28 protein-coding genes and 2 pseudogenes are annotated in these 22,014 nt (G+C 38.2%); 25 read left to right on the top strand and 5 right to left on the bottom strand.

All coding sequences use genetic code 11. From position 1 onward, the window contains the following. Positions 1 to 3: 3 nt before the first annotated feature. The 3 genes from lepB (at position 4) to WD019_RS14580 (ending at position 1,545) form a co-directional block, all read left to right on the top strand. On the top strand, positions 4 to 549 hold the full coding sequence (lepB, locus tag WD019_RS14590; RefSeq protein ID WP_026677447.1) for a signal peptidase I: 546 nt from the start codon (positions 4 to 6) through the stop codon (positions 547 to 549). A 55-nt stretch (positions 550 to 604) separates the two neighbouring features. Then, on the top strand, positions 605 to 1,126 hold the full coding sequence (locus WD019_RS14585; protein WP_425711953.1) for a DNA-3-methyladenine glycosylase I: 522 nt from the start codon (positions 605 to 607) through the stop codon (positions 1,124 to 1,126). Between the two features lie 83 nt (positions 1,127 to 1,209). Next, complete coding sequence (locus WD019_RS14580; RefSeq protein WP_425711952.1) at positions 1,210 to 1,545, top strand: L,D-transpeptidase; 336 nt, start codon at positions 1,210 to 1,212, stop codon at positions 1,543 to 1,545. A 170-nt stretch (positions 1,546 to 1,715) separates the two neighbouring features. Here the strand turns inward: WD019_RS14580 and WD019_RS14575 are convergent, their stop codons facing one another. Then, a complete protein-coding gene (locus WD019_RS14575) occupies positions 1,716 to 2,963 on the bottom strand; it encodes a tetratricopeptide repeat protein (RefSeq protein ID WP_425711951.1) in 1,248 nt (415 codons plus the stop codon). Between the two features lie 225 nt (positions 2,964 to 3,188). Between WD019_RS14575 and WD019_RS14570 the strand changes: the two genes are divergently transcribed. The 15 genes and pseudogenes from WD019_RS14570 (at position 3,189) to WD019_RS14500 (ending at position 13,187) form a co-directional block, all read left to right on the top strand. Then, a complete protein-coding gene (locus tag WD019_RS14570; protein ID WP_425711950.1) occupies positions 3,189 to 4,088 on the top strand; it encodes a hypothetical protein in 900 nt (299 codons plus the stop codon). A 224-nt stretch (positions 4,089 to 4,312) separates the two neighbouring features. Beyond that, positions 4,313 to 4,741, top strand: a complete 429-nt coding sequence (locus WD019_RS14565; RefSeq protein ID WP_026677442.1) for a YwqH-like family protein — start codon at positions 4,313 to 4,315, stop codon at positions 4,739 to 4,741. Then, on the top strand, positions 4,741 to 5,004 hold the full coding sequence (locus WD019_RS14560) for a YwqI/YxiC family protein (protein WP_026677441.1): 264 nt from the start codon (positions 4,741 to 4,743) through the stop codon (positions 5,002 to 5,004). Before WD019_RS14565 ends, WD019_RS14560 begins: the two co-directional genes overlap by 1 nt. 23 nt (positions 5,005 to 5,027) lie before the next feature. Then, positions 5,028 to 6,884 (top strand): ribonuclease YeeF family protein, encoded by a 1,857-nt coding sequence (locus WD019_RS14555; protein WP_425711949.1) that lies wholly within the window; start codon positions 5,028 to 5,030, stop codon positions 6,882 to 6,884. Further along, on the top strand, positions 6,881 to 7,480 hold the full coding sequence (locus WD019_RS14550; protein ID WP_425711948.1) for an immunity protein Imm33 domain-containing protein: 600 nt from the start codon (positions 6,881 to 6,883) through the stop codon (positions 7,478 to 7,480). Before WD019_RS14555 ends, WD019_RS14550 begins: the two co-directional genes overlap by 4 nt. Before the next feature lie 33 nt (positions 7,481 to 7,513). Next, positions 7,514 to 8,050, top strand: coding sequence for an Imm6 family immunity protein (locus tag WD019_RS14545; RefSeq protein ID WP_425711947.1), 537 nt, complete (start codon positions 7,514 to 7,516; stop codon positions 8,048 to 8,050). Between the two features lie 59 nt (positions 8,051 to 8,109). Further along, a complete protein-coding gene (locus tag WD019_RS14540) occupies positions 8,110 to 8,586 on the top strand; it encodes an immunity protein YezG family protein (RefSeq protein ID WP_425711946.1) in 477 nt (158 codons plus the stop codon). 235 nt (positions 8,587 to 8,821) lie between these two features. Next, positions 8,822 to 9,520, top strand: a complete 699-nt coding sequence (locus WD019_RS14535) for an SMI1/KNR4 family protein (protein ID WP_425711945.1) — start codon at positions 8,822 to 8,824, stop codon at positions 9,518 to 9,520. Between the two features lie 36 nt (positions 9,521 to 9,556). After that, positions 9,557 to 10,099 (top strand): T6SS immunity protein Tdi1 domain-containing protein, encoded by a 543-nt coding sequence (locus WD019_RS14530; RefSeq protein WP_026677439.1) that lies wholly within the window; start codon positions 9,557 to 9,559, stop codon positions 10,097 to 10,099. A 137-nt stretch (positions 10,100 to 10,236) separates the two neighbouring features. Then, positions 10,237 to 10,740 (top strand): immunity protein YezG family protein, encoded by a 504-nt coding sequence (locus WD019_RS14525; protein ID WP_425711944.1) that lies wholly within the window; start codon positions 10,237 to 10,239, stop codon positions 10,738 to 10,740. Positions 10,741 to 10,750: 10 nt separating this feature from the next. Beyond that, positions 10,751 to 11,283, top strand: a pseudogene (locus WD019_RS14520) (antitoxin YezG family protein). After that, entirely contained in the window at positions 11,264 to 11,812 is a 549-nt protein-coding gene (locus WD019_RS14515) for a T6SS immunity protein Tdi1 domain-containing protein (RefSeq protein WP_026677438.1), read from the top strand. The pseudogene WD019_RS14520 and the gene WD019_RS14515 overlap by 20 nt, the downstream one beginning before the upstream one ends. A 62-nt stretch (positions 11,813 to 11,874) precedes the next feature. After that, positions 11,875 to 12,267 carry a hypothetical protein gene (locus tag WD019_RS14510; RefSeq protein ID WP_026677437.1) on the top strand — a complete coding sequence of 131 codons (393 nt, stop codon included), beginning with the start codon at positions 11,875 to 11,877 and terminating at the stop codon, positions 12,265 to 12,267. A gap of 33 nt (positions 12,268 to 12,300) precedes the next feature. Continuing rightward, complete coding sequence (locus WD019_RS14505) at positions 12,301 to 12,900, top strand: immunity protein Imm33 domain-containing protein (protein ID WP_425711943.1); 600 nt, start codon at positions 12,301 to 12,303, stop codon at positions 12,898 to 12,900. A 29-nt stretch (positions 12,901 to 12,929) separates the two neighbouring features. Next, positions 12,930 to 13,187 carry a hypothetical protein gene (locus WD019_RS14500; RefSeq protein ID WP_425711942.1) on the top strand — a complete coding sequence of 86 codons (258 nt, stop codon included), beginning with the start codon at positions 12,930 to 12,932 and terminating at the stop codon, positions 13,185 to 13,187. A 111-nt stretch (positions 13,188 to 13,298) separates the two neighbouring features. On the opposite strand, the gene WD019_RS14495 is transcribed toward WD019_RS14500, so the two are convergent. Further along, positions 13,299 to 14,216, bottom strand: coding sequence for a class I SAM-dependent methyltransferase (locus WD019_RS14495; RefSeq protein ID WP_425711941.1), 918 nt, complete (start codon positions 14,214 to 14,216; stop codon positions 13,299 to 13,301). A 146-nt stretch (positions 14,217 to 14,362) separates the two neighbouring features. Continuing rightward, positions 14,363 to 14,515: a hypothetical protein gene (locus tag WD019_RS14490; RefSeq protein ID WP_154657942.1), complete on the bottom strand. Its 153-nt coding sequence runs from the start codon at positions 14,513 to 14,515 to the stop codon at positions 14,363 to 14,365. A gap of 155 nt (positions 14,516 to 14,670) precedes the next feature. On the opposite strand from WD019_RS14490, the pseudogene WD019_RS14485 reads away from it, so the two are divergent. The 4 genes and pseudogenes from WD019_RS14485 (at position 14,671) to WD019_RS14470 (ending at position 17,139) form a co-directional block, all read left to right on the top strand. Continuing rightward, positions 14,671 to 15,059 (top strand): annotated as a pseudogene (locus WD019_RS14485) (VOC family protein). Between the two features lie 166 nt (positions 15,060 to 15,225). Then, positions 15,226 to 15,579: a GNAT family N-acetyltransferase gene (locus WD019_RS14480; protein WP_425711940.1), complete on the top strand. Its 354-nt coding sequence runs from the start codon at positions 15,226 to 15,228 to the stop codon at positions 15,577 to 15,579. A gap of 29 nt (positions 15,580 to 15,608) precedes the next feature. Next, positions 15,609 to 16,553 carry a magnesium transporter CorA family protein gene (locus WD019_RS14475; protein ID WP_425711939.1) on the top strand — a complete coding sequence of 315 codons (945 nt, stop codon included), beginning with the start codon at positions 15,609 to 15,611 and terminating at the stop codon, positions 16,551 to 16,553. 160 nt (positions 16,554 to 16,713) lie between these two features. Then, entirely contained in the window at positions 16,714 to 17,139 is a 426-nt protein-coding gene (locus tag WD019_RS14470) for a hypothetical protein (RefSeq protein WP_425711938.1), read from the top strand. Positions 17,140 to 17,207: 68 nt separating this feature from the next. Here WD019_RS14470 and WD019_RS14465 read toward each other — a convergent pair whose 3' ends face one another. Then, positions 17,208 to 18,089, bottom strand: a complete 882-nt coding sequence (locus WD019_RS14465; protein WP_026677430.1) for a LysR family transcriptional regulator — start codon at positions 18,087 to 18,089, stop codon at positions 17,208 to 17,210. Between the two features lie 115 nt (positions 18,090 to 18,204). Here WD019_RS14465 and WD019_RS14460 point away from each other — a divergent pair, with 115 nt between their 5' ends. Then, on the top strand, positions 18,205 to 19,293 hold the full coding sequence (locus WD019_RS14460) for a citrate synthase/methylcitrate synthase (protein WP_026677429.1): 1,089 nt from the start codon (positions 18,205 to 18,207) through the stop codon (positions 19,291 to 19,293). Between the two features lie 216 nt (positions 19,294 to 19,509). Here the strand turns inward: WD019_RS14460 and WD019_RS14455 are convergent, their stop codons facing one another. Then, positions 19,510 to 20,076 (bottom strand): rhomboid family intramembrane serine protease, encoded by a 567-nt coding sequence (locus WD019_RS14455; protein ID WP_425711937.1) that lies wholly within the window; start codon positions 20,074 to 20,076, stop codon positions 19,510 to 19,512. 145 nt (positions 20,077 to 20,221) lie between these two features. On the opposite strand from WD019_RS14455, the gene WD019_RS14450 reads away from it, so the two are divergent. Both WD019_RS14450 and WD019_RS14445 read left to right on the top strand, forming a co-directional pair. Then, a complete protein-coding gene (locus WD019_RS14450; protein ID WP_425711936.1) occupies positions 20,222 to 20,995 on the top strand; it encodes an ABC transporter ATP-binding protein in 774 nt (257 codons plus the stop codon). Beyond that, positions 20,985 to 22,010: an ABC transporter permease gene (locus WD019_RS14445; protein ID WP_425711935.1), complete on the top strand. Its 1,026-nt coding sequence runs from the start codon at positions 20,985 to 20,987 to the stop codon at positions 22,008 to 22,010. Before WD019_RS14450 ends, WD019_RS14445 begins: the two co-directional genes overlap by 11 nt. Positions 22,011 to 22,014: the final 4 nt, after the last annotated feature.

The following is a 22,014-nucleotide window of genomic DNA, read 5'->3' as shown; positions in this document are numbered from 1 at the left end:
CAAATGGAACGAAAAAAGAAGAAAAGTGAACTATTGACATGGGTGAAGTCCATTTTGCTGGCACTCATTTTCGTTTTTATTATTAAGACCTATTTATTTGCCCCGTATTTAGTAGAAGGGACATCAATGTCTCCAACGTTGCATAATCATGACAAACTGTATGTCAATAAAATTATTTACACGTTGTCTGAACCGAAAAAAGGCGATATCGTCATTATTAAAGGGCAAGACAAACGCTATGTAAAACGAGTTATCGGTTTGGACGGAGATGTTATTCAAATGAAGAATGATTCACTATACGTCAATGGTAAACGCGTAAACGAACCGTATTTACGTCCGAATAAAATAGAAGCAAGGAGCCTGGGGCTTTATTTAACAGAAGACTTTGGCCCAATAAAAGTACCTAAAGGGAAAGCGTTCGTAATGGGAGATAACCGTTTGAAAAGCATGGACTCTAGAAATGGACTCGGCTTAATTAATTTAAAACGTATCGAAGGACGTTCAGAGTTCGTCATTTATCCATTTTCCGATGTTCGAAAAACAAAATAAGCACAACCGAAAGATGGAATCGAGGGTTAAAAACGCAGAAAAAGAGGGGATGTCAATGAATGAGATCAAACGATGCAGATGGGGCGAAGAGGACGACTTATTAAGAAGCTACCATGATGAAGAATGGGGGAGAGGAGTAACGGATGATGACCAACTGTTTGAATTCCTGACGTTAGAGATTTTCCAGGCGGGATTAAGCTGGCGGACGATTTTGCATAAACGGGAAAATTTCAGGGAGGCCTTTTCGCAGTTTCATATTAAAACAGTCATGCAATATGGCAAGGAAAAGTTTGAGGAGTTGATGCAGAATGCAGGAATCATTCGAAATCGGAGGAAAATTGAAGCGACGATCGAGAACGCCCAAAGGTGCCATCAGCTCATTCGTGAATACGGAAGCCTGTTTTCATTTTTTCAGCAGCTGCCTGTAGGAAAAGAGGACAAGCAAAAAGCAATGAAGGCGACGTTTAAACACGTCGGTTTAACTACGGCAGAAAGTTTCCTTATGGCAACCGGATTAATTCCAGCAACCCATGAAGAAGGCTGTTTTTTGAACGGAAAACGCGAACATAACAGTTAAACAAACGTTTGTATAAAAAAATAGGACGAGATCAAGCGCCAAATACCTCCTTCGCACATAAAGTAATAGAGGAGGTGTTTTTTATGCCTTACGAAATTTTCGTCTCAACGACAAGACGCCAGCTTTCCTTGTTTAAAGATGGAAAATTGGTCAAGCAATATCCGGTTGGTATTGGGAAAATGTTGACCCCGACACCAGTTGGAACATTTACAATCATTAATAAATCACCGAATCCGGGTGGCCCATTTGGCGTGATGTGGATGGGACTGTCCAAGCCGCACTACGGAATTCATGGCACGAATAATCCATCATCCATCGGCAAATACGTCTCCCACGGCTGCATCCGCATGTACAACCACGACGTACTCCAGCTCGCCCATACCGTACCAATCGGAACACCGGTGCATATACATCCTTAAGAAATAATAAAGAGCTCTTTATTAGAGCTCTTTATTATAAAAGGTAAGAAGAATTAGGTTTTGGACGATCATCGAACGCACTATTTGAAGTAGTGGTAGCCAAAGAGACTAACCCTACTAGTAATAATGCAGTAATGACTAGTTTTTTCAAAAAACTTCCTCCTCTCTAGTTAATATATATTTTTTCTTGCATTATTAGCAATACGATAATATTTACTTGAACTCTTATATTGGGATAATTCATAATAATAATCCGCTAAAAGTTCAGAGTACATCGCAACATAATCCCAAATGTGTTGTTTCTCAAAAAACGGTATAGCTTCTTTTAAAAGTTGCTCAAATTTTTTCGTGAATTTATTTTGTAATTTGTATTTAAGAATAAGAAAATGATAATAGAATTCATTTTTGGGTGAATTTAATATACCGTTAATTTCCTCGTCCAGCAAATTTTTGGCTTCTTCGATTTTATTGATTTCTATATATTCTTTAGTTAACAGAAATTTCGTGCCCAATTTATTAATATCTGGTTGGTCTATTTTAAAAGCCAAGCTTTTTTTATAATAGTTAATAGCTTTTTCATGTTCTTTTTTACATGAAGCTACATAACCAAGATTGTTATAACAAACTCCACATAGAAAAGTGTCATTAAATGACTCGGAGTATTTCAATGCTTGATTCAAATGATATTCAGCGGCATCATAATTTGAAATACGTCTATTGCTAATTGCTAATAAAATGTGACAATCTGCACTACGACTATAACTATACTCTTTATCAAATATAATTAAAGCTTTGTTGGCGTAGTTATTTACTGGGCTAATTCTACTTAAATAACTGTAAGTTAGAGCCATCAAATAATAAAATACAGCTTTCTCAAGTTCATTTAGTCCCACTTCTTTATAAATGGCTTTTGCTTCATGAAGAGAGGCTAAAGATTTTTTATATTCTTTTTTAAAATTGTAGTAAAGACACATAAAGAAATTAAAGTAGAACTTTAATTTGTTATTGAAATCATCCTGAAATTTCTTTAGCTTTTCAATTAATTCTTCAGATTCATTAATTTGTTCATTCATTAAATAAAATCTTAAAAGGAATAAATCGTATAATGATAAAACTTCCGGGTCTATAACGCTATTAATTTTTCGCTGAATTTCACTATGAAACTTAGTTGCTTCATCCATTTTACGATTTACCATCATCATATTCCACTCATTCAGCATGTCGAGGATTTCTTTGTTGTCTGCTTCTTCCGGCGAGATGCCTAAACGTTCGCAAAGCTGGATAATCACTTCATCACTAGATTTGGCGCCGGCTTTTTCAATTTTACTTAAATAAGAGACGGAGCAAATTCCTTGAGACAATTCTTCAAGGGTTAGGCCTTTGACCTTTCTATAATATCTTATTCGTTGGCCGACCAAAAAATCACCCCTTTAGAGTTGGGAAAATTGTCATGGAAACCACCCGTTTATTGAGGGTATTTTCTACTACTTTTCCCAATACGAAGTCCTAAATTATCTGATAAAATAAATATAACAGAAAACAAGAAATTTTTGTTGGGATTGTACTATTTTTTTATAAAAAATTCCACTGAAAGCCGAGAACGTACGGCAAACCCGGCGGAACAAAACAAGGAGGAGAGCATAATGACCCAAATGTACATGCCATCATCACGTGTTGATCAGAAGAAAGGCTCGCTTTATGACTCAATTGATCCTGAACTAGCCGGAATGATTCCAACAGATGAAGAGTTGGAAAAAGTATTGCATTCGGAGCTTCTCGTGGATTGCCATAACAACTATTGGTACGCGAAGGAAGAGGAGAATAAGCAATTCACGATTTATGTTTTTGAACAGAAAAATGGAGTACTAAAGTCCTGGAGATCAAAAGGGCAACCTAATTTTTATGAATTTCCCGATTGTGTTGCCGTCGCCTGTGAAGGGGATGGTTCGAAAGGGTCGGTTCTTATTTTCTCAAAAGAGGAACCGGAGCTTTTGAAAGAATGGAAAGTAAATGGTTATTTATGGGATGTTGAAAAGCACGGGGAGACTATTTATATTTCCTGCTATATCGTTGGAGAAGATCAAGCCGTTTTATATCAGATTCAAAACGGCAAGAAAAAACGGATTAATTTAGGAAGAAGCTTTACCCCGACAGATATTCTTTGCATTGACGATAAAGTGTATATTTCCGCATCACCTATCTTAAACGGCGATCCGAAAAAAATTGTTGTGTTGAATGAAAAAGGAACGGTTATTCAAGAATATCCGCTTGAAATCTCTCCTAGGAGCTTGTATCACATTGGAGACGAAATCCTTATTTATGAGCTCGATCTTGCAAAAGGGAAAAGCGAACGAATTGTTTATCTCAATATAAAAACAGGGGAGCAAAAGCAGCATTATATTCCTCATTCCCAAATTGTAAAATGCACAAGCCGCTCACTCTCGCTTCTTCAACAAGACAGCCAAACATTGTTTATTTGGGACCATGCCAATCGGAAAATCGTCAAGAAGGAGAAAATTAGCGATCAACAAAAAATCCTTTAATCATACATCCTGCACATCTAGTGGCGTGCAGGTTTTTTTATTTGTAGTAAAAAAGTTTCATATTAAAAATGAAACAATTAAGTAGGAAGAATTTACTATGCGCTTGCCTCGTTATAGGAAGAAAGAATCATTTTATTTAGTAAGAGTCCATGCTGGAGGCGACTTTGCTATAATGGGAAAAAACGGAACTAGCAGTATACGATTCGCGTTTTGGAGGTATAGGAATGGGTTTATCAGATATGCTTGGGGACATTCATGCGTCCATTTCGAGAAAGTCGGCCGATGTGGATGAAAAAATCTCCAGGCTTGAAGAAGCGAAAAGAAAAATTGATCGAGAGCAAAATTCCAGCCTTGTGGAGATTAAACGGATTTTGAGACCAGATTTAGGCAACGGCTGGATGGGAAAACGAGCGGACAGTTTCCACGATTTCCGCAATGACGCCTATAAAGACATGGAAAAAGTTTGTCATGATGACTACGATGACTACAAAAGTAGCATTGAATGGAAAATTAAAGAACTGGAGGCTGAGCGAGGGCTCCTGAACATGGCGAAGAAAGCAGCGCATGAAGCGGACGTGTTGGCGGAAAAAGGAGAACACGCGCTTGAAGAACTCGGCAACAAAATCAATGACTTAAAAAGGTGGTTATTTTAATGGAAGTTAAATTAAAATACGATGTCGTCATGCAAAAACTCAACGGCGTGCAAAAAGCGCTTGACGCCCTCACTCTTCCAGAGCCGCCTTCTGATTTGCTCGGAATCAACGAACTCGGATTTACAACAAAGTGGAAGGAACGAGAAGGCCACCTTCATAAAAATGTGTCGGAGTATAAAAAGGTCGTTCTAAAAAATGTTGAGGATACGCGTGCCAATGTGGACTTACTGAAAAAGCAGGATGAGGCGGTCGTTCGAAACTAAAAGAGAAAGGGAATTAGAGACACATGGCGAATAGTAAAGTATATGAAGCGAAGACGCTCGTTGCGGCAATGGAAGAACGGGCAAAGCACTATAAAACTTTCCAAGAACAGTTGAACGATTTAAAAAAAGCGTTTCAAGCCGTAGTTGATTTAGGCGATGATTTTAAAGGAAAAGGCGCTGATGCGATCAAAGACTTTTATAGGGCGCAAATTGATGTCGTTGACGAATGGATTGACCTGACGAAACAACAGATAGCTTTTTTCAACGGAATTAAAGCTTCAACGGAGGACGTCAACCTTGCTGATGGAACGGTCGTCCACCTTCCTTTTTTGGAAAATGAGTTAAAGCGTGCCTATCAAACATCAAATGACCTTGTCTATCACCAGCAGGAAGAATTAAAGAAAATCTTCAATGACATTAGCGATATTATATCTTTGGACGTATTTTCAAGGGAGCCTTTTGCAGAGCATATAAACAAAGCAAATAAAGAACGGACAGACACAATTGAAAAGGTTAACCAGTTCGACCATGATTTAAAAGAGGAATACTCCCTTTCAGAGCCAACGGAAAATATGGTACTCGGGCTTTACAGCGCGTTAATCGAAGCGACAAAAAAGGACGGGGAAATTTCTCCTATCCACTTTAGCCTCAATGCTTACCATAACAGCAAAGTCTATCAATTAAAAGACGATGTACAAAAAAATACGAAAGCGTATCTTGACTTCAAAGAAGAACAGGCTGAGGTAAGAAGGCTGAAGAAGCTCGAGGAGGAACGGAAGAACCGCCCGTGGTATGAAAAAGCATGGGATACGGTTTGCACCTTTACAGGGGAGATTACCGGGTATTATGATGCGAAGAGAGCAGCGGAAGGCATCGACCCGGTCACCGGAAGAAAGCTGTCAGCGGCAGAACGGGTTGCAGCCGGAGCCATGGCCGCCGCCGGGTTCATTCCAGTCATCGGCTGGGCAGGCCGGGCGCTAAAAGGCGGAAGCGCCATTTACAAGACAGCAAGGGGAATCAATGCCGCAAGCCACGCGCTTGATGCATACAAGGCGACAAAGACGCTCGATGCTCTCAAGATGACGGAAAAAGGAATCTACGGATTTATCGCCGCCAACGGCATGACTGAAGCCGCCACAGGAAAAGACATGTTCGGCAACCAGCTCACAAAAGAGCAGCGCGAAAACAGCTTCCTGCAGGCGTTGACGATGGGTGCCCTCGGCGGAATGAGCCATTACGCGGATAAACTACATGCGAAAAATTTGCCATACAGCCATGCCTACACAAGCCAAAAAGTGGCCGAAGCCCAGCGAATCATGCAAGAATTAAGAAGAAAGATCGGCCAACTTAAAGTCCCGGTTGGGATCCGTTCCGAAGTCTTGGCGACACATATCGGAACCGTCCGCCACTTTAGCCTCGACCAACGAACCTTAAGCGAAGTGAAACAAAACTTTGCGAGAAGAGTTGAATCTAATAAAGGTATTTCATCAGAAAAATATAAAGAACTTAGAAAGAAAACACCAAGCAAAGAGATAAGGAAAAAGGTAAATCCTGAAGGACCAAAATTTGATCCAGTATACGGTTATGAAGTGAAAAAGTTTGAGGCTGATCATATTGTTTCTATGAAAGAAATAACTGAAATGGATGGTTTTGATCAGTTAACCAAAGAACAACAAATAGAAGTACTTAATTTAGAAGAAAATTTTGTAGGTTTAGGTAAGTCAACGAATGCTTCTAAAGGGGCTTATAGTTGGAGTGAATGGGCCGGGCACTCAAAGTTGGGAAAAGTTCCGGATGATGTTAGGAAAAAAATGTTGGAGCTAGAGGAACATGCAAGAAAGGCATTGAAAAAAGCTATTGAAGAGAGGTTAAATAAGTGAAAAAATTCGTCCAAACCATAGGCGACAAAAAAATGATAATTGAAGCGGAAGAACATTTAAATTTTCAAGTTGATAATTTATTTAAAACGCTCTCAAAAATTGATAGTAGTAAATTAAAAGATGGGTTTTCGATTCAAGTTGGATGGTCCGTGTTCTTTCTCTCTGAAAAGGAAGATGGTTTCCACTTAATTGCTCCAGATTATACAAAAAACCCATTCCAAGATACTACTGATGATTTAACCATTCCTCTGTGGGTTCAATTGGAACAAGTTCATTGCTTGCGAAAATTAAACATTCCAGGGGAGACAATAAAATTCAGTGACAAAATTGTTACGGCAAAGAATGTTCTGCAATTAGATGATATTTACTTGCAAAGAAGTAGCGATTGTGAAAAAGGCGACTCAGGATGGTATATTGGGCCAGTAAATGATGAAGATGAAACAGAGGAATTAGAAGCATTTTATGCCTATCAATTATTAAAAATAAGACCTTCAATAATCCAGGCTTTAGCTTTACCATATGAGTATATGGTAATTTTTGAAAAAGATGAGATTAAAGCGGTTTTAAATGATCAAGATATTGATATTTGGAACTAGATTTATATATTATGAATCTATTTTAGGGCTACTTTGAATTTTATTTATTTTAAGCTTATGATTGATTTAAAAGAAATAAACACAGATGCTCAAGTAGCATTTTTCTTAGTTCTTTCAGAAAAGGTATTGACGTTTATTAAAAGAGAAGAAGGTTATAAAAAAGCAAAAGAGGCATTAGAAAAATGTTGGGAATGGATTTATGATAAAAGCTTTCCAAAAGACGATTTATATGAGTTGTTAGAAAACGATGAAGAAACGGCGTTAATTTTTCAAATGCAGTTTGATGAAGATGAAGAAAACATGAATGTTGAGAATGCCTGGAACTGTATTATTTATGCGGTCGCATTCACAGCTTGGAAAGCATTTAAAATAGAGGGGGAAACATATTTACCTGCTCCACTTGAGATGATTGATTGTGATACTGCAGGAGAATTTATAAATCATTTACAAGCTATAGATGATTCATTTACTCATTCAGTCAACAAATTAACTCAATATTTATATCGGGAATATTCTAATTTTAATAAAGAAGATAAGGCAATAAATAAAACTGAGTTATGTCTGTCATAAGTGGTTAAGCGTATGCTACTGGTGAAATGAGCCTGTACAACAGATATTGAGGTCAGTAAATGGAATCAAAAGGAATGGAACAGTTATACCAAAAAATTGCAAATCAGTTGAACTTGATAATTCCTGAACTATGGGACAAAGTTCTATTATATTCGGAAGTTACAGAGTGGAGAGATAAAACATTCTTTTATTATTACCCACATGAGAAAAATACGCCGGTTTACAGTTTGGATATTGAAGATATGGATAACGTTGATGAAGATGAAATTAATAATCAATTACGTCAGCTAAATGAATATCTTCGCGAGTTATGGAATCAATTTAAAGACAATAATCAGGAGCCATGGACCAATCTTACTTTTGAATTAACATCGCAAGGTCAATTTAATATTGATTACGACTATAAAAATTTAGATGAAGAAGATGCATATGAACAACAAGTTATATGGGAGTATGAAAAACTTGGACTTGTACCAGATAAAAATAGGGAACGTGATGTTAAAATAATTGAGGAGTATAAAAGATCAAAAAATTAATATCCGCAAAAAAGCCATAGAATCTAAAACTACTTTCTATGGCTTTTTAGTCCCAGAGGTTAAAACAATGGAAACTAAACAAAGGGTATGGATAAAACAACAAAAATAGAAGGATTTAATACATTAACCGAGAACCAAAAAAGGAGTAATTAAATCATCGGGATATGTTGGTTTAAATGAAGTTTTTAAAGAGTTTCAAAGGTTAACAGAGACCAAATAATGTTAAAAAGGAAAAATGAGATTCGTGGATAAATTAACTTTTTTGAATCAATATCGCAAGAACGTTAAACTTATTCCTCAGGAAGAATTAGTCAATCTTGAAATAGACACTATCCCTACATATTGGATAGATGTTCTAAAGGAAAAGGACCAAACAAAAAAATTAAAACAAGTAGTGGAACTCTGGAAGAGTATAAGTGGGGATGAATTGCGGAATACCATTTCATATTTATCTGAAAATCTTCGTGATGTTGAATTAATTATTGATAATGGTAATTTTGCAATTTTATATAGTGTAAAGGTTGAAGATGGCATTGATTATTTTGAAGGCGGAATTCCTACCAAAAATATAAATCATCCGGACTTAAATAAAAATTGGGGTAAAATTCCGAGCTCCATAAGGAACTTTTACGAAAACTTGCATAATGGTTTTTATTATTTTCCAAGCCGCGCAATGGGGTTAGTTGCGTTAGAGAATGTTACGTACTTTGATAATGATGAATGGGGGATCATTGAGGATTTAGAAGAACCGCTCGGCATAAATTTATCAAGTACTTTTGGTTTCTTTAATAGTGGGATGGGCGGATATATCGCCATTGATTTCAACAACTGTGAAAATGACAATGCGACATTATGGTTCGTTGACGATCAACCGCAATATAATGTGAATTTTTGGGACATGGTAGACGAATGGACTGTCATTGGATTTGAATAATTATTAAATCGAAAAAAGGGATTTATATATAATGGATTGCAAATTTTTGATGACTTTAAATTTGAAGAAAAAGCTCCGCAAAGCCTTATCGAGAAGTATAGGGAGAAGGTTCCGGAAGAATTATTAGAAGTATGGGAAGAAAAAGGCTTTGGCAGTATTCTTGACGGTTATTTGAAGTTTATTAACCCGGAAAGCTTTCAAGATTTAATGTATGGCTCTTATTTCAGAGGTAATGTTTCTATCCCTATTTTTGCGACAGGGATGGGTGATCTTATAACTTGGGAAGAAAATAGATATTTGAGGCTCATTAACTATCGAAAAGGAAGATTCAAAGGAATTTCAGCGGGTTTTGAATTTTTCTTTTCTGATTTTGAAGATCGTTCTTTTTGTGAAAAGTATTTAGATTGGAATCCGTATACGGACGCTGTGGAGAAATACGGTAAACCCAAATTTGATGAATGCTTTGGTTATGTACTTCTTCTTGGATTAGGCGGGGTTGAAAAAGTGGAGAACTTAAAAAAGGTGAAGCTAATTGAGTATATTTATTTAATTATTCAATTTTTGGGACCAATTGAATAACTGAAGGATGTAAATGAAGATGTTATTAATTTAGTAACCTACTGTGGCCAGTAGGTTACTACTTCAGAACATTTACCTTGGAAGTATTATCTTTCAAGGCTATTTTCTTTACCGAAAAGACCGGGAGGCTATTAAGTATGGATACGGAACTGCATAAAATATATCAGGAAATAGCATTAACAGTGAATGAAATCATTCCGGAAAAGTGGGATAAGGTATATATTTATGCAGAAGTCCAAGAAGATGTTTCTAAAGTAGGATTCTTTTATTTCCCGGAAGGAAAAGATAAACCAATAAATGTTCTTGATATTGCTGATTTATTTGATATTGACGAAGAGTATGTAGATGATTTGAGGTATAAAATCGATGATTGCTTTGAAGATCTATGGAACCTGTTTGTAAAAAATGGACAGGATGTTTGGACGAATTTAACCTTTATCTTAGAATCTTCAGGGGAGTTTAAAATCGATTATGACTACGAGGATTTAACAGACGTTGATGATTTCGAAAGACAAATCATTTGGAAGTATAAATATTTGGGGATTGAACCATCAGTTGAAACAAAACGAGCAAGACAAATTTTTGAAAATTCCTCTCATATACAAAAGGTAAGGGCGGCTCGATTACAGAAAGAATGCTAGGGGAAAATAGATGAATGAAGCAAAAAATGATGGCATCAATAATGAAATAGCTAATTTGGTAGTTAAAACCATTCCTGAAGAATGGAATGAGGTTTTTCTTTACGGTGATGTCGTAGATGGAACTCAAATAGCTTATTTTTATTACTACCCGGAAGGTAAGAAGACGCCAGTTTATAGTCATATATTCCAGAACTATTTAATGTAAACAGTGAAGATTATCAAACATTATGGCACCAGTTGTTAGATAGCCTTCAAAAATTACAGAAAGAATTTGAAATAAATGATCAGGAACCATGGACGAATCTCACTTTATTTTTTGATAAATTTGGCAAATTCAAAGTGGATTTCAATTATGTAGATCTATCAAACGTAATTCCTCACGAACAAAAAACGATATGGAAGTATAAGTACTTAGGCCAAGAACCAAAGACGAATTCCGGAAAAAAATATCTTGAAAAGTACCTTAATAATAGAAATGAAAATTTTTTAGATAACTACCTTAAAAATTTGAAGGGGAGTGAATTTGAGCAACAAAATCTTTGATGATTTTACATTTAAAGAAAGGACCCCGGAAGAAGTTATTCAACGTTACAGTGGCAAGTTGCCGGAGGAGATATTGGGAATTTGGCATCAATATGGCTTTGGGAGCTTCTTAAATGGTTATTTAAAATTCATCAATCCTGCACAATATGTAGAGTTATTGAAAGAAGTTTATGTCAGGAGTGAACAGGCGGTCCCTGTTGCCGTAACATCAATGGGAGATATCATTGTCTGGGAGAAAAGCAGATATTTAAACTTATTAAATTTTAGAAAAATGCGAGTCGATGTAATCTGTGCGGGTTTTGCTTTCTTTTTAGAAGATTTAAATGATATAAGTTTTCTTGAAGAAGAGTTAAGCTGGGAACCTTACCCTGAGGCAGTTGAAATTTACGGTCAACCCGCATTTGACGAATGTTTTGGCTATGTACCTCTTTTAGGATTGGGTGGCACTGAAAAAGTAGAGAACTTGAAAAAGGTTAAAGTAATGGAACATATTTATTTAACTGCTCAATTTTTCGGCCCTCTTGAATAAATAAAAGAAGCCAACAGACTGGACGTTTAAAAGTCAGGCGAAGAAGTTATGGCGGTGGCAAAATGGTTTATAAATATCTGAAATTAGGCATTACAAATAATGATAGGGAAAGCGTAGTGAAGGATGTAGAAAGAATACTGCAAATATCCTTTGAAAGACGGGAAAGCAGTTATTGGGGAGAGTACTATATTGCTAAAATAGATCATTCCCAGGGCATTCAATTAACGTACAATTTTATAGATGAAGGCTGGCAGGAGGAAGAGTATCAGGATTGTCCTCTGTTATTGTCAATAGACGAATTGGCAGAGCCTGAAAGGGAAATGTGGATGATTTGTAACGAATTGCGATACATAAAACCACTGTATATGACTGAGGTTGAACCAAATGTTTTCTTCAAGAAGTATTTGTTTCAAGACGGCGTTTTTAAATTAGAAAGCGAATACCATATGAAATAAAAGGATGGCCAAAAAATTCGAAAGAGGTGCATAGTGAAAAAATTCATCCGAACAATAGAAAACAAGAACATCATCATCCAGGCGGAAGGACAATTAGATTTCCAAGTAAACCATTTATTTAATATCCTATCAAAAGTTGATAAAAGTAAGTTAATAGATGGATTTTCGTTGCAAATCGGTTGGTCCGTCTTTTTTCTTACTCAAAAAGAAGATGGGTATCATGTTGCCGCCCCGGATTTTGCGAAAAATCCCTTTCAGGATATGACGGAAGATTTGACCATACCTCTATGGATTCAGTTCAAGCAAGTTCATTTTTTGCAAAAGTTAAACCTTCACGGGGAAACAGTGAAGTTTAGCGACAAAATTATTGCCGCCAGAAAGGCACTCCAATACGATAATCTATTTTTGCAAAGAAGCAGCGGCTGCGAAAAAGGCGATTCAGGCTGGTATATAGGTCCCGTGGATTATGAAGTTGAAACAGAGGAATTGGAAGCATTTTATGCCTACCAACTGCTAAAATGGAGGCCAGCACTTATTCAAGTTTTGGCTTTGCCATTTGAATATATGGTTGTTTTTGAGAAAGATGAAATTAAAGCGGTCTTGGACGATCAAGATATCGATATTTGGAATTAAATTGTGCAAATACAGGGGTGAAGTGTTCAATGGATGGTTCCGGAAAGCTGGAATTTTTGAATAAATATACGCTGGATAAAAATCTTTGTGTTAACCTATTGCATGCAGATGAAGTCAGTCGTTTAAAAGAAGGCCTGGTTCCTGATGAATGGAAGGAAATTTTTATCACTGAAGACAAGTCGGGTAAAATAAAAAAGTTGCTTAATATATTGGTCTTCAAAAGAAGAGCCGGAATACAATCTCAAGTTCTGGGATGTGGTGGACGAATGGATGGTAATCGGTTTTGAATGGGACCTGATCATCCTACTCAAAAAGGGGCCCGCTCTATTAGAAAGCAAAGCCCCCTTCCGCTTATAGATCTCGAAATCTTTTTAGCACCCATGCGGTCTTTAAAGAATTTATTTTTTTACGGCATGAATGAAATGGATCGTTTCAAAGGCCGTGAGATAATCTGTTCGGTCGTTGAAAAAACGGTTATCAATCGTTGCCGGCGTTAAATGTTCATAAATGAGCAAGCCTGATCTTTCCAGCATTCTCTCCATCTCCTCATAGGAAAAGCACGCTTTCATTGGTTCCCTGCTTGCTTCGGCCATTTTTACCATGTTTTCGACCCTGTTGGAAATGCCTCTTTCTTCAAAAAGCTTCTCATCTGCGAAATCAAAAACGATGGAGCTCCCTGATGGAACTCTGGCAAATAAATGGTCGATTAGGCTTGAATTTTCTTCTTTCGTTAAATAGTAGGAAACCCCTAAAAGGCTAAAGAAAGTTTTCTTGTTCACATCAAAGCCTTCATTTATGAGCTGGCGATAGGAAAACGTTTTGCTGAAATCCATGGAAACAAAATGAAGGTTGTCCGGTATCTGTAATCCGACTTTGCCCAATCTTTCCTTTTTAGTTGCCTGTGTAGAAGGATAATCAACTTCAAATATATCCACGGTGTTTTCCAACTCTGGATGCCGGAAGCAAAACGTATCTAATCCGGCTCCAAGAATGACGTATTGTTCTACCCCTAACTTCACTTCATTAAGCAATACATTTTCACAATATGCGGAGCGGGCAAGGGGAGTCGGGGAAAGTTGAACCTGTGTAATCCATTTCAATAGTTCATCCGCATTGCCTTTGAATTTTTCCGCTATATCCTTGTTGAAGAATTGCACGCCTTGAACCATATTCCGTTTTATGTCATTAAATTCTTGTTGGGTAATTAACTCTTTGGCTAAATCGTCGTTGAAGATTTTAGGTGAATCGAATTGGCAATGATATGCTCTGCCAAACGCTGATACGAGTGAAGTTAAACTTGGCTTATTTTCCTCCATGCATCCACGCCCTTTCAGTTTTAAAACAAAAAATGGGATTTCCCCCGGCCAGGAGAATCCCATTATACAACTCAATATTTTATTTGTAAATTATAGCACGAATTAAATATTTTGTCAAGTTTTTGATTGCTGGTTTTCTTGAATTTTCATGACTCTTTTCCCTGATCTAAAATTCGCTCGCGAGTTTCAAGAGCTTCTTTAATCATTACAATTTCGTTTGGCGAAGTATGGTTATGGGTTAGTTCAAAAAGTATGGCTCTTGCGTCGTTATCCCTTAACTTAACGTTACCAAGTCTCATTTTTGTCACCACCAATGTATAGTATTAGCATTATTGGTTTAGCCAGGAAACCGAAGTTTAAAACGTCATTCATCTTTTAATCGATCCTACACAAAAAACAATGTGCAGGATTTTTTTGCGTCGCAACGAACTTACTCAATATGGGGGAATGAATCATGGAGAAAAAATGGATTCCTGGAATTAATCATATTGAATTTTGGGTGAGCGATAGGAAGCGGTCGATAGATTTTTACCGGTCGCTGTTCCAGTTGATTGGCTGGCGAGAGATTGTAAATGGGGCCTTTAGTTCCGGCCGTATTGAAATTTATTTTAAAGAAGTAAAAGTGGAAAAAGTCGATTCGATCGGACCGCGTCATATTTGCTTCCAGGCGATTGACAGGGAAACCGTTGACACGTCGCGCGTTTTTTAGTAGAAGCGAAGGCTTCTATCATTAGAGGCCCGGTTGAAAGGCCCGAATATTCACCGGGGTATTATACAATCGACTTTCGCGACCCGGATAGTTATGTGATCGAAGTAGCTTATACACCAAACATGGAATTATAGGAGGAGTAGTAATGGCACCGGGTTGGCAAGGATTAGCAGCCACTTGCATTAGCGAGAACAACGAATTTCTTTGTTCAATAAGTTAAAGGAAAGGGAATAGAATAAAGGGATGGCGTTTATCTCATTTCGCCCCAGGAGAAACTACTGGTAATGGAGGGGTGCGTATATGGACGAAACAATTCGAGAAGCGAGCCTTGGAGATTTTCCTGACATAGAAGGATTGTTAAAAGAGCAACACCTGCCGGAGAAATGGACGAAAGAGCATTGGGAGTCGTTGATTGACCGGGAAGATTACGGATTGTTTGTCGCTGAAATAGACAATGAAATCGTCGGATTCGCTGCGGCAAAAGTGACCGGGTTTCCGGAAACCCTTTCGACGGGAATGTTAAAAAAACCCCTGGCCTCCATTACTCATGTAGTCGTACAAAAAGGACATAAAGATGTCCATCCTGAGCTTATCCAGCGCTGTTTACTCTGGGCAAGGAAAATGGGTGCGGATGATTTTCGTTTTCCTTTTTAACAATTTGATAAAAAAGGGGAGAGGTCAGGTTGGAACATCGATTTAAGAAAAATTGGCGCTGGCATGAATTTAACTTTGATAATGTAGAAGAGATTCAACAGCTTATCGCCGATACCCCTGTTTATAACCATTGGTCGAAACATATAACAGAAAGAAAAACGAATTTCTTGCATGTCAACAAAAAGGATGAGACCGGCTCCGTTTTGTACGGTTCGCTCGTTTATTATCAAAATCCTTACAACCAGAACGATTACAAGTGGTTCCACTTTTTTGTGTCTACTTCTTATTTTGTAACGGTCGGTTTTGATCTTTCGCTATTAAATCGGACGAACCGCGAGACGATGTATAAAGAAATGGATCAATGCCATTCGGCGCAGGAAGGCTTTTTTGTTTTAGTTGGAGAACTTTTAAACAATTTTTTAGACGGGATTGACAAGTTTGAATATAAATTGACGAAGATGCGGCGGGACGTGCAAGAAAACAATCGGACGTACCTGCTCGATAAAATTTATGATCTCCGTCATGAGTTGCTCAATTGGAACGACCTGGCGATCCCTGTTGAAGAATTGAAGCTAGCCGCTGAAGAAGCGTTTCTGGATGACATTACTCAGGCGACAGAATACCGGAGAACGTGTGTCAGAATTGAGCGGACGTTTCGCTTGATCCAGCATTACCGCCAGGATATCGATACGTTGCTGAATTTGGAAGAGGTATTGTCCTCCCATCGCGGAAACGAGATTATGAAAACGTTGACCGTCTTTACGGTTATTTTTACACCGGCTATGGTGCTTGGTGCCATATGGGGAATGAATTTTAAATATATGCCGGAGCTCCATTTAAAATATGGCTATCTATATTCATTGCTTATCATCGGTTTTTCTACCGTCGCGGTTTATATTTGGCTCAGGATGAAAGGATGGACCGGTGATTTGCTTCAAAAACGAAAAAATATCGATCGCGGCAAGATTCGTTAATCTTTAGATTAATGGGTTTTGTCTTTTTTTGTTTCTAACTATTGGAAAAAAAGCCGATACATAAAGGGAAAAAGCAGTTCTGTCCTATTTCCGTATTTTACCGATTGAATTTTATCTAAATGTTTAGCTAAAGGCGAAATGTATGAATAGAAAATTTTAAATGGCTCTTTTCAATTACGGGTTTACTCATTTTAAACGTCATTTTATTCATAAAGGAACCGTTATCAAAGATGAAAAGGAAATACCTCATATTATAAAGGAAGATTTAGCGTATACGACTCTAATCGGAGAAAAGGTAAAACAGCAGGTTATACAGGCAGGTCATCTCGTTCTTAAAATTGCGAAGGGCAAAACATTGATTGATTGCCAGTTATTTAACCCAAACACGGAAAAGAATAAAGAGAAAGAGAAGCATACAACGAAGGTTCACAAGTTGAAAGCAATGGGTGCCGCGACAAACACAATGCTTATAGTTTCCTTTTTATTTCTTCTTTTCCTTTTTGCCCTGATCATCATTCGAGTGCGTACTGCACGAAAAAGGAGAGCTCGTCGTCTTCAAAAATCAGTAACGAGCCATAAACCTTGATCCTATTTCGGGAATAAGAAAAGTAGTTGCATACGGTATTAAAAAGGCGTGCCTACAAGGTGCGCCTTTCACTTTAAGTGGTAAAAGTCTTTTAAAAATGTTTCAAATAACTCCGCTTCCTGGATTTCGTATTTTTTTGCAACATATGTTGAAGCTTCTGGCATTTGCAGAAACGGAATATCCACTTCAAGCAATCTCCCTTCGAGAAATTCCCGTTGAACCGAAGAACGAGGCAAGAACGAAAAGCCCAATCCTTCCTCTATAAAGCGGACGGTTACGACACTCTGGGTAATGACCATCGTCCGAGCGGCTGGATAAAAGGAGCGAATTTCTGTTAACAGGTCATCCCAATAAACCGGGTGATTGTGGGTAAAAAGGGTAAATTGTTCAAATAAGTAATCAATGTCCGGAGGCGGGCTTTCCCAGTCGCCATCGGTATGGGGAGCGACAAGAATGACGGGGTCTTTATATAAACTATAGCTTGTTACATCCGACTGAATAGGCTTCATCCGCGACAATCCGAAATCCGCTTTACCTGTCGAGATCGCTTCACCGATTTCGTTCGACTCCATTACCATAATGACAACGTTAACGGAGGGGTAATTTTTCATAAATTGTTGCAAAATAAAAGGCAAAATTGACCCTGCAATTAATGGAGAAACAGCAAGAACCAATTTCTTTTCATACCCTTGCTGCCAGTTTTTCAATTCCGTCATACTATTTCTGTAACTGTCCAGCAATTGACGGGCATTAGGAAGAAATCGGTGACCTGCTCTTGTTAATTGTACATTTCTTCCTACTTTTTCAAAAAGCTTGATCCCCATTTCTTTTTCTAAATGCTGAATATGCATCGTAACGGTTGGTTGCGCAAGATAAAGCCGTTCAGCGGCAAGACGGTAATTTTCATATTTGGCGGCAATAACAAACGTTTTAATCCAACGAATGTCCATACATTCCTCCTGATCAATTATGAATGATGATTAATAATAAGAGAATTAACTATTAGATATGATGATAATTGAAGTGTATCATAAAACTATGACAATTTTGAAAGGGGAATGAAATATGGTTGTTGCCGGATTGGAAGGAATTGTAGCTGCTGAAACCAACATTAGTCTCGTCGATGGGGAAAAAGGCCATCTCGTTTATCGAGGGTATTGGGCAAAGGATTTAGCGCTACACTATAGTTTTGAAGAAGTCGCGTTTTTACTATGGAATGACAGGCTACCGGAAAAAGAAGAACTTCAGTTTCTCAAGGCAAAGTTTCAGCGCACGCGCACTCTCTCTCTCGACACCATTTCACTTATAAAAAATCTCCCTTCTTCAATGGACATGATGGCTGTATTAAGAACCGTTCTATCTTCTTTAGGTGATGATAAGTTTGGCTGGCCGTCTGACATCGATCAAGCAGTTGCATTAACAAGCATCGTACCAAGTATCATTGCCATACGTTATCGTAATCAAAATGGACAATCTATTGTAATGCCTGATCAAAACTTAAACCATGTGGAAAACTTCCTATATATGCTGACAGGGAAAATTCCATCGAAAGCACATGTTAAAGCGTTAACTGCTTATTTAGTGCTAACAATGGAACATGGAATGAATGCTTCAACTTTCACAGCAAGAGTCATTGCATCCACTCAATCGGATATGGTTTCAGCTATAACGGGCGCGATCGGAGCGATGAAAGGACCGCTGCATGGCGGGGCACCGTCAGAAGTCATGGACATGCTTGATGAAGTTGGTTCAAAAGAACACGCTGAAAAATGGATTCGGTCTGTACTTGAACGTGGAGAAAAATTAATGGGGTTTGGCCACCGTGTCTATAAAACAAGAGATCCACGCGCCGAAGCATTGCAGGAGATTACAGGAAACCTCGTAAAAGAAGATGAGTGGTTTGACCTTGCCAACTACGTGGAAAAGAAAGCGATTGAACTTTTAAATGAATACAAACCGGGAAGAAGGATCTATACGAATGTTGAGTTTTTTGCTGCCGCTATCTTGCGGGCGGTGCAAATCCCAAGAGAAATCTTTACTTCCGTATTCACCGCTAGCCGAATGGTCGGATGGACGGCACATGTTCTCGAGCAAAACATGAACAACCGTATTTTCAGACCACAATCAGAATATATTGGCCGTATGCCAGAGTAAAAACAAAAACGTTACGCTTTCAGAGTGTGGAAAAACACGATGTTTTCTTCCACACTCTTTTTATTTGTAGAAACAAAGTTCTAATTCGTATTAATTCAGCCGATTTCGATGATAATTCAGCCATAACACGACTTAATTCAGCCGATTTTAGAAATAATTCAGCCAAATTCAAGCATCATTCAGCCAAAGACTAATGAAGCGAATTTTAATTGATATTTAGCGCCGGCGTGGAACAAAAGCCATAAGGAGAGGAGCAAGAGCGGCTCCTCCGACAAGCCCGAAAAGGTGGCCAAGAACATTGATGCTTTCATTGCTAATGAATGTTGACCCTAAATTAATGATAAGGAAAATAAGCAAAATTTGTGAATCGGCACGGCTAAAATATTCTTTTCGGCTGTACATTAAATAAAGGTAAATCCCGAACAAGCCAAAAATGGCGCCCGAAGCTCCGATATGAACATAATCAAGCGGCAGCATAAGATAAGTTGCAATGTCTGCAATAATTCCTGCGCCTAAATAGCCGATCAAAAATTTTACCTTGCCTAAAATCCGCTCAAGTGCCGGGGCAAATAAAACAAGGGAAAACGAGTTAAACAGTAAATGCAAAAATCCTTGATGGGTGAAAATCGGTGTAACAAAGCGCCAATATTCCCCTTCACGTATGTAATAGTTCGAACCGGCCATCAGGTGAAACAGTGAATATTGGTATGGACCGAAATTTATAAGAAGAAAAACAATGAGTTGAATTGCGACAATCATTGAGACAATCGGATAAAGCCGCAAAAAGGTTCGAAAATCCTCATTTCGTAAAAAAATCGTAATCACCACCTTAATATAGGTAAATCTATTTTAACATAAATACAATCAAGGAATCATTTGGTAACCCCTTCTGATGATTCACTTTTCACACAACTTACCTTGTGTTATTATGAAAGTGAGTAATCACTCATTTTGGGAAAGGGGAGTAGATACCGTGGAGGGGATTATTGCTGTTCAAAATGTTTCAAAACATTTTGGTGATCATGTCGTTATAAATGACCTGTCATTAACAATGGGGAGGCCTGAAATCTTTGGTTTATTAGGTCCATCCGGTTCGGGAAAAACGACGCTCGTGAAAATGATTGCGGGGATTGATGCACCATCATCAGGAACGGTTTCAGTTTTTGGCGAGGGAATGCCGAATTTAAAGTTGATGGGCCAGATTGGTTATATGGCGCAGGCTGACGCGCTCTATGAAGAATTAACGGCGAAGGAAAATTTGGAATTTTTCGCATCGCTATATGGTTTAAATCAAACGAAACGGCAAAAACGGATTGTTGAAGTGATGGAAATGGTCAGTTTAAAATCGGACCTTAAAAAAATGGTAAAGGACTACTCTGGCGGGATGAAAAGAAGATTGTCACTTGCGATCGCTCTCCTGCACGAACCGAAACTATTGATTTTGGACGAACCGACCGTCGGGATTGACCCGGTATTGCGTAAAACCATTTGGGATAAATTTGAATCGTTGCGTGACAATGGGACGGCCATTTTGGTAACGACCCATGTCATGGACGAAGCTGAACGGTGTGATCGTCTTGGCCTTATTCGGGATGGGAAAATGATTGCTACCGGAGAGCCGGGCCAGCTGAAGCGTGAGACGAATTCATCGACAATCGAAGAAGCATTTTTGTTCTACGGAGGTGCGGGCCATGAGAATTAAGGCAATCGTTATCCGTATTTTACAACAATTTTTCCGCGATAAACGAACGCTCGCTTTAATGCTATTGGCACCCCTTTTAATTTTAACAATGCTCTGGCTCGTTTTTAATGGAAAAGATTATAAACCATCCATCGCAGCTATAGATTTGCCATCTTCTTTCATTTCAAAGTTGAACGAAAACGATGTTAAACTTAAAACACTGCCGTATAAGGACGCGATGGTAGAGTTGAAAGAAGGAAAATTAGATGCCGTCATCTCTCATTCCAATCGAGAACTTCAGATCAAATTAGAAGGAAGTGATCCAACGGTTAATAAGGAAACAATCAACAAGATTCAAGAAACGATGAAAGAACTAAGTCCAGAAAAAACGCAAGCAAAGCTAAGCATTTCGTATCTTTATGGATCAAAAGACATGAGTTCATTTGATAACTTTGGGCCTGTGTTGCTTGGGTTTTTTGCTTTTTTCTTCGTGTTTCTCATCGCAGGTGTTGCCTTCCTAAGAGAACGGACAAGAGGAACGCTTGAAAGGCTGATGGCTAGTCCTTTAAAACGGTGGGAAATCGTTATCGGATATGTCGTTGGCTTTGGCGTGTTTACAACTTTTCAATCAGCGATTATTGCTTCTTATGCGATTTATGTTCTCGATATGCTTATGAATGGCTCATTTATTTATGTGTTGATCATCACCTTGCTTTTATCTTTGACGGCATTGACACTTGGGACGCTATTGTCATCTTTTGCGAACAATGAATTGCAAATGATGCAATTTATTCCGCTTGTCGTCGTCCCGCAAATCTTTTTTTCCGGGTTGTTCAATCTGGAGACGATTTCCCCATGGGTTCGTTGGATTGGTCCATTAACCCCGCTATATTATGCTGCCGATGCCCTGCGCGATGTAATGATTCGAGGGAAAGGCTGGAGTGGAATTGCCACGGATATTTGCATGCTTATCGGATTCTCACTTTTGTTTATGTTATTAAACGTTGTGGCGCTTAAAAAGCATAGACGGATATAATAGG

The sequence above is a fragment of the Fictibacillus sp. Mic-4 genome (assembly GCF_049843615.1).
Lineage (GTDB): Bacteria > Bacillota > Bacilli > Bacillales > Fictibacillaceae > Fictibacillus_A > Fictibacillus_A gelatini.
This window is presented reverse-complemented; position numbering and strand designations above follow the sequence as displayed.

Coding starts and splice junctions, on each gene's coding strand:
- lepB (WP_026677447.1), top strand. CDS start 4: ATGGAACGAAAAAAGAAGAAAAGTGAACTATTGACATGGGTGAAGTCC.
- WD019_RS14585 (WP_425711953.1), top strand. CDS start 605: ATGAATGAGATCAAACGATGCAGATGGGGCGAAGAGGACGACTTATTA.
- WD019_RS14580 (WP_425711952.1), top strand. CDS start 1,210: ATGCCTTACGAAATTTTCGTCTCAACGACAAGACGCCAGCTTTCCTTG.
- WD019_RS14570 (WP_425711950.1), top strand. CDS start 3,189: ATGACCCAAATGTACATGCCATCATCACGTGTTGATCAGAAGAAAGGC.
- WD019_RS14565 (WP_026677442.1), top strand. CDS start 4,313: ATGGGTTTATCAGATATGCTTGGGGACATTCATGCGTCCATTTCGAGA.
- WD019_RS14560 (WP_026677441.1), top strand. CDS start 4,741: ATGGAAGTTAAATTAAAATACGATGTCGTCATGCAAAAACTCAACGGC.
- WD019_RS14555 (WP_425711949.1), top strand. CDS start 5,028: ATGGCGAATAGTAAAGTATATGAAGCGAAGACGCTCGTTGCGGCAATG.
- WD019_RS14540 (WP_425711946.1), top strand. CDS start 8,110: ATGGAATCAAAAGGAATGGAACAGTTATACCAAAAAATTGCAAATCAG.
- WD019_RS14535 (WP_425711945.1), top strand. CDS start 8,822: ATGAGATTCGTGGATAAATTAACTTTTTTGAATCAATATCGCAAGAAC.
- WD019_RS14525 (WP_425711944.1), top strand. CDS start 10,237: ATGGATACGGAACTGCATAAAATATATCAGGAAATAGCATTAACAGTG.
- WD019_RS14510 (WP_026677437.1), top strand. CDS start 11,875: ATGGTTTATAAATATCTGAAATTAGGCATTACAAATAATGATAGGGAA.
- WD019_RS14500 (WP_425711942.1), top strand. CDS start 12,930: ATGGATGGTTCCGGAAAGCTGGAATTTTTGAATAAATATACGCTGGAT.
- WD019_RS14495 (WP_425711941.1), bottom strand. CDS start 14,216: ATGGAGGAAAATAAGCCAAGTTTAACTTCACTCGTATCAGCGTTTGGC.
- WD019_RS14490 (WP_154657942.1), bottom strand. CDS start 14,515: ATGAGACTTGGTAACGTTAAGTTAAGGGATAACGACGCAAGAGCCATA.
- WD019_RS14480 (WP_425711940.1), top strand. CDS start 15,226: ATGGACGAAACAATTCGAGAAGCGAGCCTTGGAGATTTTCCTGACATA.
- WD019_RS14470 (WP_425711938.1), top strand. CDS start 16,714: ATGGCTCTTTTCAATTACGGGTTTACTCATTTTAAACGTCATTTTATT.
- WD019_RS14465 (WP_026677430.1), bottom strand. CDS start 18,089: ATGGACATTCGTTGGATTAAAACGTTTGTTATTGCCGCCAAATATGAA.
- WD019_RS14460 (WP_026677429.1), top strand. CDS start 18,205: ATGGTTGTTGCCGGATTGGAAGGAATTGTAGCTGCTGAAACCAACATT.
- WD019_RS14450 (WP_425711936.1), top strand. CDS start 20,222: ATGAAAGTGAGTAATCACTCATTTTGGGAAAGGGGAGTAGATACCGTG.
- WD019_RS14445 (WP_425711935.1), top strand. CDS start 20,985: ATGAGAATTAAGGCAATCGTTATCCGTATTTTACAACAATTTTTCCGC.